We start from the raw sequence: 612 nt of genomic DNA on the forward strand, positions 1-612 counted from the left end.
GGGGCCCTCCCGTAGGGGAGGGCCCCGCCGACACACCTTCGACAAGCTCCTTGCAGGGGCCGTTGCAGGGCCTACGCCACTCCACGTCCCATCAGGACCGATCTGAGTCCTGCTGACCAGGTCGCGCACGACGTCACCGGCCGACCCGAACGGGTTCACCCCGTACCTATAAGTGGGTTCTGCTCGCGTTTGCCCTCATAGTGAAGATCGCTCTCATACGGTGTTCTTCAGAAGCTACAACCGATTTGTAGCGAAGGGCGCCCGCCCATGGCGGAGCGGCCTTGTCTGATACAAGGAGAGGGCAGAGAACTCCGATGTCCAACTACCTTCGGAAGAACGATGCAGTTGCGGGCACCTCGACACGCAGGAGCCGGCGCAAGGCGTTGCTCGCTTCCGGCGTTGCCGGACTGGTCAGCCTCGGCGGGGTAGGCGTCGCCACCTCCGCCGGTGCCGCCGGGCTCACCGATCTGAAATGGTCGACGGCCGAGCAGGTCACCAGGGACGACGCCGTGCAGCCGGACACCGCCGGGCCCGATGCCCGCGACGACCGTCACGGCAAGGGCAAGCGACCGAGCGAGGACGCTCGCGGCAAGGACAACGAACATGGCGGCC

At 66.2% G+C, this 612-nt stretch carries 1 pseudogene; it reads left to right on the forward strand.

The features are described from left to right. Window positions 1–314: 314 nt before the first annotated feature. Window positions 315–612: pseudogene (locus Van01_RS32775) on the forward strand (hypothetical protein); the annotation flags it as partial.

It is taken from the genome of Micromonospora andamanensis, from assembly GCF_016863495.1.
GTDB classification, from domain to species: Bacteria; Actinomycetota; Actinomycetes; order Mycobacteriales; family Micromonosporaceae; genus Micromonospora; species Micromonospora andamanensis.